Below are 8,617 nucleotides of genomic sequence, written 5' to 3'. Positions count from 1 at the left end.
GTCGTCAGACAGGGCAAGGGGAACAAAGACCGAGTGGTGCCAGTGGGGCTGCGGGCGCTGGTCTGGGTACAACGCTATCTGGATGCGGTGCGGCCACGGCTGACGACGAAGCACGACAGCGGCTATCTGTTCGTGACGATATGGGGCAAACGGCTGGCGCGGTCAACGCTGACGATACTGGCAGGCCGGGCGATACGGGATGACGCGCACCTGAAAAAAGCCGGGGCGTGCCATGTGTTCCGTCACTCGATGGCGACACAGATGCTGGAGCGCGGCGCGGACACACGACACATACAAGCGATACTCGGCCATGAGAAGCTGGAAACCACGCAGGTCTACACGCGGGTTGCTATCGGTCATCTGAAAGCGGTGCATGAGAAGACGCACCCGGCAGAGCGGAAACCGAAGTCACGCCGAAAGAAAACAACGCGAGCCGCCCCTGACAAGGGGTAAAAGAATGAGTATGATTAAATCCTACTTGGCGGAGAAAGGGGTTACCAATGAGAACGACACAGCAGATGAGCATCACGTTGCCGAATGAGATGGCGGCACTGGTCAAAGCGCGTGTTGCCAGCGGCGAATATGCATCGGAAAGCGAAGTTATCCGAGAAGGACTTCGGGCACTGCTGGCGCGTGATAATGCGGTGGAGAAGTGGTTGCAGGAGCAGGTTGTTCCGGCATGGAATGCGCTGCAACGGGGTGAAACGGACAGCCTCAGCGGTAACGACATAAGAAACAGACTGAAAGCCGAGCATAAGAAGGCGACTGGAGAGTCATAATGGAGTATCAGGTGGTGTTCGCACCCGAGGCGGAAGATCAACTGGCGGCGTTGTATGGTTATATCGCGGAGGCGGCGACACCGAATACGGCGCTGAGCTACACGGAAAGCGTGGTTGATTACTGTGAGTCACTGGCGCTGTTCCCGGAGAGGGGAAACACCCGTAATGACCTTCTGGCGGGGCTTCGCGTGACGAACTACCGTAAAAGAACGGTCATTGCCTTTATGGTGGAAGAAGACAAAAGGACGGTAACGGTGCTGGGCATCTGGCACGGTGGTCAGGACTATGAAAGCGACCTGCTGACGGATGATGCTGACTGAACGCAGACAGTCACAAAAAGTAGCTCACTCTCTTCAACATCGCAGGACGGTGCCGGGCAAACGCTGCGCCGTCCATGGCGCACCGCTTGCCTTATGTGGCTAAGGCGCTCCGGCGGTAAATGTCGCCCGGCCAGCGCTCACCGCCATCACTCTCTGCAAGCATGGTTGCTGGCCGTTCGTCATTCAACATAATGTGGCATTACGCGAAAGCCGCTGAACGCGGCCAACGCGTAACGAACATTATGTCGGCGCCGTTCAACGCAAGGGCGCGCTGCGGTCTTCCTTGGCAATGGTGTGCGGCTGGCCGCCGGGGTTCGGTACTCTGGCACAGCGTGGCGCACAGGGCTGCGCCCTCTGCTGTCGGCCCCGATGTTCCTTCCCTGGCTCTCACGGTGTGGCCGCCGTCCCTGGCGGCGCTGGCCACAAAGTCAGTCTTCGGCCAACATCAACAGAAAAGGGGTTGTCGGCCTGACGGCCTCCGCTTAACGGCTTCACCTCGCCCCCGCCCCGACCCCGCTGCACTGGCTGCGCCCGGCTCGCAGTCGCGTGGCTCCTTGCTCGTTCCCGTGCTCGCCATCTCCGCCCCGTGCGGCCCCCGCCGGGGGCCTCCCTGCTTAACGGCTTGTCTTGCGGGCTTCGCCAGCCCGCACCCGGCAGACGCTTCACCGTCCCACAGGCAAGCTGCGGAACGGCTCGCGCCACGATAAACTCCGGTTCAGTAGTAAAACGAGTAATGGCAGCGGCTGACGCCGCTGCTATGATGTGGCTTATGCAGACAGGGAAGTCACAGCGTGGCGGTAGCGTGTCCGGGGGTAAAAGTGCGCGTCGGGATGTTCGGGTTACGGGCGTGTTAATATGGCCGAAAACGCATTCTAAAAAGGCCGTTACTTCAATAGGTTGAGTGCACTAAAAAGTACGACTGCACCGGAGTTGTCCCTATGATCCGATAGGTTTAAGAGGTGGTATCCGACCTCAAGCTTATGTAAGCAATCCCTTAGAATGGGTTGACCCGCTGGGGTTGACTGGGTGTCCTGATCCTGAGAAACCTGATGAATACGTAGACCTTGCTACACCTAAGCGTCGGCAGCATATTCTTGATGGGGATGCTACTGGTGGAGGGCATCGACCAGGAACAGGCATACCTGGGAAAAGTGAATTTCCGCAAGGATGGTCTGATGATAAAATTATGCATAATATATCTGACATAGCCACAGATCCTTCGCTTACGCCTACAGTAGGTAGAGGGGGAAGGTTGGTAACTAATGGAACTAGGGATGGAATAGATATAAGAGTCATTCAAGAAAAAAATGGTGATATTGTTTCTGGTTTCCCAACTAACGTGCCAAGGAATCCACGCTAATGAAAGCTGATTATCAAGAAATAGAACTTGTTTTTTCTAATTTAATGAAATCACTAGATGGTTTTTTTGTTCCAGAGGAGTTGTTGGAAATTAAAGAGTTTATTGATTATGGTGAATATGGATTAGCTTTAGAAACAACAATTGATATTGTCTTCGAAGAGAGGAAGTTAATTACTAATGACTCTTTTAATTTAATAATGAAGTTATCCAGTCTTATGCACATAGATAAAAATATTACTAGTGATCGTCTAAAAGAGTTCATTATTTAAAAAAGCCGGAAGTGATCTGACGATCCTTCCGGCTTTTTTATTTTATTAGCGGTCAGGTTAACCGTTACAAATTAATCTGCGTCTCAATAATAATCCTGCCTCTTTCCACAGTGACGGTCACGGGCATCCCGGTGATAAAGCCCGACTCTTCCAGCCGGCGGCCGGCGGGTTGGCGTTGTCAGAATAAAAATATATTTTTATCACGTTGTTATTTTTTATAAAAATGAGTTTGTCATGAAAAGATATATTAAATTTTTAGAAATTCCATTCGTGTTGAGTCTGCCATTAGCCGTAATGGGAGAAGAGCCGCAATGGCTTGAAAGTGTGTTTGTGAATCAGGATAAAAGCTCCCTGAACGAAAGCCTGACGTTTTGCCCGTCAGGGTAGGCGCTTTATGATTTTGTGAATGCGGCTTATGTTGTGGAAGGAAAAGATGATAATCGCGTTATCACTCTGTATTCCAACGGCGCTTTCACTATTAAAGTCTCTGATAACGGCAATGAATTATTACCGGGCGGCGAGTTTACCAAAACATGGTTGACCAAGAGTAGCCTAAAACGTGACCCGAACCAAAAATATGAGTGTAAGCCACGATTTTGATAAGCATAAATATCATTACCGTTATTAAGTAATGCAAAAAGCCGGAAGCGATCTCACGATCTTTCCGGCTTTTTCTTCTACAGAGCCTTATCAGTCAGTAACGCCACTTTGCAGGCTTTCGAGACGCGCTCAAGGTATGCATGGACATTCGGACCGAACTGCACATCTTTAACGATCGTAAGTGAAAGTAAGATAGGGAACAGAATAAAATCCGTGGTGGAAATCGTATTGATGTTGTTCAGACGAGGTTCCAGCATGGCGAGCTTCTTTTCTACGTCTGCGATGAGCTCGGGTGTTTTCGCTATCAGCGCATCCAGATCGCCGAAGGCTTTTTCTTCGCGCTGAATGTAAGCATTACGCGCTTCTGGCGTGGATAGCTCTTTGAAATCGGTTTGCGTGAAGCGAGGGACTGCAAGGTTAAACACGGTACTGGATGCGGATTTACACCAGGCCTCAATGTCATCATCCACGGGCTTGTCTGCAATTAAGGGCGCTTTCTTGCTGTCGACATAGCGGACAATATCCATGCTTTCCGGCATGAAGCTACCGTCTTCTTTCTGGAGGATAGGGACAACTTTACGGCCCACCATACGCGTTGGTGTGTCAATATCATTTTCCATAATGACAGATTGCTCAAATGGCAGATCCTTCAGGCCGAAAATCATTCTTGCTCTGACGCAGAAAGGGCAGTGTTCGTAGATGAAAAGTTTCATATATTGTCTCTTATGTTTTGAAAACGCCAAAAAATGGCTAACCCTGTGATGGCAATCGTTTTATAGAGTAATACCGGATACGCATGACGGTAAATAGAATGACGTATCGCTCATGTTGTTTTACAACCGACAGATTAACCTTACCTGCGAATGACAATACTATACATAAGGCTTGCTATAGTCTTTTCATCCCTTGTCAATACCTCGCATCCTCGTGAGTGTTGTGTTAACCATCCCTGTCATTGAATGACCTTGCCCGCTTAAACGCGGGTTTTTTTTGCCTGTATGTCGACAGGCAGGCACAGTACTTGTTCCCCACGGAGTAGGTATCAGGTTGGTAATGAACGACTTGTTAGTTAGATCCACATCAACGATTTGATATAAATCTTTTTGATTAATGGATGGGGTGGGCGATCTCCAGCATGCCATTAATGATGAATTGCACACCCATGCAAACCAGCAGGAATCCCATTAGCCGTGAAATGGCTTCAATGCCGCTTTTTCCGAGTAGGCGCATAATCAGGCCTGAGCTTTTCAGGCTAAGCCAGACGATCAGGCTAATCAATATAAAGGTAATGATAGGGGCGACGGTAATGACCCATGGCGTAATATCGACCCCGCTTTTAATCTGTGAGGCTGTACTGATAAGGAGGGCGATCGTACCCGGCCCTGCTGTGCTAGGCATCGCTAATGGAACAAAGGCGATGTTGACCTCATTGGCAGAAAAGCTTTCGTTAATCTCTTCTTTTTTGCTTTTAACTTCAAGCGAGTGTTCTGGATATTGCTGGGGGAATAGCATACGAAAACCAATAAATGCCACGATAAGCCCGCCGGCAATGCGCAGCCCGGGAATGGAAATGCCAAATGTGTTCATAACCACCTGACCGGCATAGTACGCGACGGTCATGATAATGAAGACATAGAGTGAAGCCTGAAAGATCTGACGATTTCTTTCTCCTTGGCTCATATTGCCGGACATGGCTAAAAATACCGCTACTGTCGTCAATGGGTTCGCAAGCGGCAGGATCAATACCAGACCAATGCCAATGGTTTGAATCAATTCCAGCATTCTACGTTCCTTTTGTAAGAGTATTACGTCAGTACAAGACTACGGGCTGTGATGCCCTGCGCGACAGCATAGGGAACGGATAAGTTAGGCCAACTCATCCTCGGCTAATTTTTTAAAACGATAGAGCGTTTTTGTCAGCATATCACGAGAAAACAGATCAAACATTTGGCCGATTTTTTTCCCAATTAATCCTCCCGGCGGGTTGTACCGGATCGTCAGTGTGACTACCGTTTCCGTTCCCACTGGCCGAAAATACAGCTGACCTTCATTAGGCACCCGAGCCCCTTCCAGCGATCGCCAATGGATATACTCTCCCGGCTTTTCGTCAATAATGCGGGCTTGCCACTCAATCAGCGCGCCAATCGGCGTATTAATGCGCCAATTAGAATCGGTGTGATTCAGTATGTCGATGCTAGCGAAATGCCCCATCAGAATCGGCAACGTTTCTGGTTTGCGCCAGAGTGCAAACAGGCGTTCTGCCGGACTATTGATGGTAATACTGCTGCTGATTTCATTGGCATAACTACCATTTTTAGCTGCTGTTTTCTTTAAAAAAGAGGGAAACACCCGTCATCCTCCCTACTGGATTGTTACCCCTTTATGGGCAGGTGTACGACATTCTGACTGATATTAATCGGCGAAGCAAAGTTGATAAAACCCAGTGATAGCGTCGAGGTAAGCTATCACAGCAATAGTCGGATTTTTTGCCTCCCTAATGTTAAGTTAATGTTCGTTTAGTACTGTAAGAGTCAGACTGTAGCCGAATGACGTGCCGTAAAACACCAGGGTTTTCTATAATGATAATCGCAGTACTCGCCCACTATTTTTAGTGGGCTTTTTTTATTGCTGCCTTCATCTATCAGGTTTGTTTTTATATGATTTAACCTCAATCAATAAGGGTTAATCAGTTAATGCCTACGGAGGTGTAATAAAGTGGCGCGCATGGGTTTACCTGCTAATCATTCACTTTATAGCTCGATTACCCATAATATTAAAAAGGTCTTTTCCTTTTTCTATATTTCATACTTGAATTTATTCTGGCTTGGATAACAACACGATGATTTTTAGACGGGTCACGTATCTTAAAGAAAAAATGATGGTGATATTTCTTTCTTTGCTATGCGCTTCGCATCTCCCTTGGCGGAGCGTCTTTTTCGAGGAAAAGTGTTACCCTGACTGGACGATCCTTGTTTAAGATGAGACGGCGATGATGGAAGCTGACATTTTGCGATTAAGTTCTCTGGTGGGAGAAAAACTGAAAGTGCAGGGGGCCACGTTAACGTGTGCCGAATCCTGTACAGGTGGTGGGTTGGCTAAGTCGATTACCGATATCGCGGGTTGCTCCAGCTGGTTTAATTATGGCTTTGTGACATATAGCAATCTCGCTAAGCAGCGATTGGTGAATGTTGGTTCAGAGACATTGGAACGGTATGGTGCCGTGAGTGAAGAAGTCGTCACTGAGATGGCCGCAGGTGCTTTGCATGCCGCCGATGCCGATTTTGCCGTATCAGTAAGTGGTATTGCCGGGCCGGACGGGGGAACGGAAGAGAAACCTGTTGGTACGGTATGGTTTGGTTTTACCGACAAACAGGGCCGATCACTTACCCGCAAAATGCAGTTCAGCGGAGACAGAAATGCAGTACGTCTGCAATCCATCCATTTTGCGCTACAAACGCTGCTGGATGCGTTTCTGAAAAAATAATCTTGATGCTGTATGTGTATACAGTATACTGTCAGTAATTAACCAGCAATTCATGATTAAGCAGCCGCGTAGAGACACCCGCTTTACGCCGCATGACAGGAGTAGAAATGGCTATTGATGAGAACAAACAAAAGGCACTAGCAGCAGCACTGGGCCAGATCGAGAAGCAATTTGGTAAAGGTTCTATCATGCGGTTGGGCGAGGATCGCTCAATGGATGTTGAGACTATTTCTACCGGTTCTCTGTCCCTTGATATTGCACTTGGCGCCGGTGGTTTACCCATGGGGCGTATCGTTGAAATTTATGGCCCGGAATCTTCCGGTAAAACAACGCTGACCTTACAGGTTATTGCCGCTGCTCAGCGTGAAGGCAAGACCTGCGCATTTATCGACGCGGAGCATGCGCTGGATCCGATTTATGCGAAAAAACTCGGCGTCGATATCGATAACCTGCTGTGTTCTCAACCGGATACCGGTGAACAAGCGCTGGAGATTTGTGATGCTTTAACGCGTTCTGGCGCCGTCGATGTGATCATTGTTGACTCTGTTGCGGCGCTGACGCCGAAAGCGGAAATTGAAGGTGAGATCGGTGATTCCCATATGGGGCTGGCTGCACGCATGATGAGCCAGGCAATGCGTAAACTGGCGGGTAACCTGAAGCAGGCGAATACGTTGCTGATCTTTATCAACCAGATCCGTATGAAAATTGGCGTGATGTTCGGTAACCCTGAGACCACGACTGGCGGTAACGCATTGAAGTTCTACGCTTCTGTCCGTCTGGATATTCGCCGCACGGGGTCGATCAAGGATGGCGAGGAAGTGGTGGGGAATGAAACGCGCGTTAAGGTCGTGAAGAACAAAGTGGCTGCGCCATTCAAGCAGGCTGAGTTCCAGATTCTGTATGGTGAAGGTATTAATATCCACGGTGAGCTGGTTGATCTGGGGGTGAAACACAAGCTGATCGAGAAGGCAGGGGCTTGGTATAGCTATAACGGTGACAAGATTGGCCAGGGTAAAGCGAACGCTTGTAATTTCTTGAAAGAAAATCCGACCATTGCTGCAGAACTGGATAAGAAATTGCGTGAGATGCTGCTGCACAAAGGCAATGATCAGGCATCTGCTGCTGCGGGCGACAGCCATGATGAAGATGAATTCGTGGGGGAAGGTAACGAGTTCTAATGGCGGCTGATCCCATTGTAACAATGTATTTTGCCGAATACGTAGATGAATAAGCCATTACGCTATGCGATGAATGTGCTTTCTGTACGCGACCATAGTGAAGCCGAAATACGCCGCAAACTTGCGGCGTATGTGTATAAATTAGATCGCACAGAAGACGGAGCCGACCCGCGTACCGCGACAGAGGACGTGGAAGCGGCCATTGCTTATTGCAAGGAATTCGGGTGGCTGGACGATGCGCGTTTTGTGCGTCGTTATATCAGCAGTCGGAGCCGTAAAGGTTACGGTGCCCAGCGAATACGAATGGAACTGAGTCAAAAAGGCGTCAATCAGCCATTACTTGGCGCAGCATTAAACGAGAGTGATATTGATTGGTGCGCGCTGGCGAAATCTGTTGCGGAACGAAAGTTTGGGTCCCCCCTGTCTGATGACTGGAAAGATAAAGCTAAACATCAGCGCTATTTGCTTTATCGTGGCTTCTTCCATGAAGAAATTCAGTCAATTTATACAAAATTTTCAGATTGAACGCATACGGGATTTTACTTCCCCTCGAAGAAAATTTATCTTATCCCCACTTTTTTTGTTCGTGAGTTGCACGGTCGCGTCAGTATCCTGAGCCAACCTTGC

The 8,617-nt window shown here is 48.8% G+C and carries 12 protein-coding genes; 8 read left to right on the top strand and 4 right to left on the bottom strand.

Going from position 1 to position 8,617, the window contains the following annotated elements:
• The 5 genes from EDC54_RS17215 to EDC54_RS17190 form a co-directional block, all read left to right on the top strand.
• Positions 1–453: tyrosine-type recombinase/integrase (locus EDC54_RS17215; RefSeq protein ID WP_165904334.1), on the top strand; the 453-nt coding region annotated here is incomplete at its 5' end.
• A 47-nt stretch (positions 454–500) separates the two neighbouring features.
• Complete coding sequence (locus EDC54_RS17210) at positions 501–779, top strand: type II toxin-antitoxin system ParD family antitoxin (RefSeq protein ID WP_039552377.1); 279 nt, start codon at positions 501–503, stop codon at positions 777–779.
• Positions 779–1,099, top strand: a complete 321-nt coding sequence (locus tag EDC54_RS17205) for a type II toxin-antitoxin system RelE/ParE family toxin (RefSeq protein ID WP_102119016.1) — start codon at positions 779–781, stop codon at positions 1,097–1,099. The genes EDC54_RS17210 and EDC54_RS17205 overlap by 1 nt, the downstream gene beginning before the upstream one ends.
• 1,018 nt (positions 1,100–2,117) lie before the next feature.
• Entirely contained in the window at positions 2,118–2,459 is a 342-nt protein-coding gene (locus EDC54_RS17195; RefSeq protein ID WP_230514555.1) for an EndoU domain-containing protein, read from the top strand.
• Entirely contained in the window at positions 2,459–2,728 is a 270-nt protein-coding gene (locus EDC54_RS17190) for a MafI family immunity protein (protein ID WP_230514554.1), read from the top strand. The genes EDC54_RS17195 and EDC54_RS17190 overlap by 1 nt, the downstream gene beginning before the upstream one ends.
• A 64-nt stretch (positions 2,729–2,792) precedes the next feature.
• Here EDC54_RS17190 and EDC54_RS17185 read toward each other — a convergent pair whose 3' ends face one another.
• From EDC54_RS17185 to EDC54_RS17170, 4 genes are all read right to left on the bottom strand, one after another.
• Positions 2,793–2,882, bottom strand: a complete 90-nt coding sequence (locus EDC54_RS17185) for a SymE family type I addiction module toxin (RefSeq protein WP_232487482.1) — start codon at positions 2,880–2,882, stop codon at positions 2,793–2,795.
• Between the two features lie 523 nt (positions 2,883–3,405).
• Positions 3,406–4,041: a glutaredoxin 2 gene (gene grxB, locus EDC54_RS17180; protein ID WP_132459233.1), complete on the bottom strand. Its 636-nt coding sequence runs from the start codon at positions 4,039–4,041 to the stop codon at positions 3,406–3,408.
• 394 nt (positions 4,042–4,435) lie between these two features.
• A complete protein-coding gene (locus EDC54_RS17175; protein WP_132459230.1) occupies positions 4,436–5,110 on the bottom strand; it encodes a MarC family NAAT transporter in 675 nt (224 codons plus the stop codon).
• Between the two features lie 84 nt (positions 5,111–5,194).
• Positions 5,195–5,677 (bottom strand): SRPBCC family protein, encoded by a 483-nt coding sequence (locus tag EDC54_RS17170; protein WP_132459227.1) that lies wholly within the window; start codon positions 5,675–5,677, stop codon positions 5,195–5,197.
• Positions 5,678–6,317: 640 nt separating this feature from the next.
• On the opposite strand from EDC54_RS17170, the gene pncC reads away from it, so the two are divergent.
• The 3 genes from pncC (at position 6,318) to EDC54_RS17155 (ending at position 8,515) form a co-directional block, all read left to right on the top strand.
• Positions 6,318–6,812, top strand: coding sequence for a nicotinamide-nucleotide amidase (pncC, locus tag EDC54_RS17165; RefSeq protein ID WP_132459225.1), 495 nt, complete (start codon positions 6,318–6,320; stop codon positions 6,810–6,812).
• Positions 6,813–6,919: 107 nt separating this feature from the next.
• Positions 6,920–7,990: a recombinase RecA gene (gene recA / locus EDC54_RS17160; protein ID WP_132459223.1), complete on the top strand. Its 1,071-nt coding sequence runs from the start codon at positions 6,920–6,922 to the stop codon at positions 7,988–7,990.
• Between the two features lie 45 nt (positions 7,991–8,035).
• Positions 8,036–8,515 carry a regulatory protein RecX gene (locus EDC54_RS17155; RefSeq protein ID WP_132459220.1) on the top strand — a complete coding sequence of 160 codons (480 nt, stop codon included), beginning with the start codon at positions 8,036–8,038 and terminating at the stop codon, positions 8,513–8,515.
• Positions 8,516–8,617 lie beyond the last annotated feature (102 nt).

This window comes from Samsonia erythrinae (assembly GCF_004342665.1).
Lineage (GTDB): Bacteria > Pseudomonadota > Gammaproteobacteria > Enterobacterales > Enterobacteriaceae > Samsonia > Samsonia erythrinae.
Note: the sequence above shows the minus strand (reverse complement) of the source record. Positions and strands in the feature narration are given on the sequence as shown.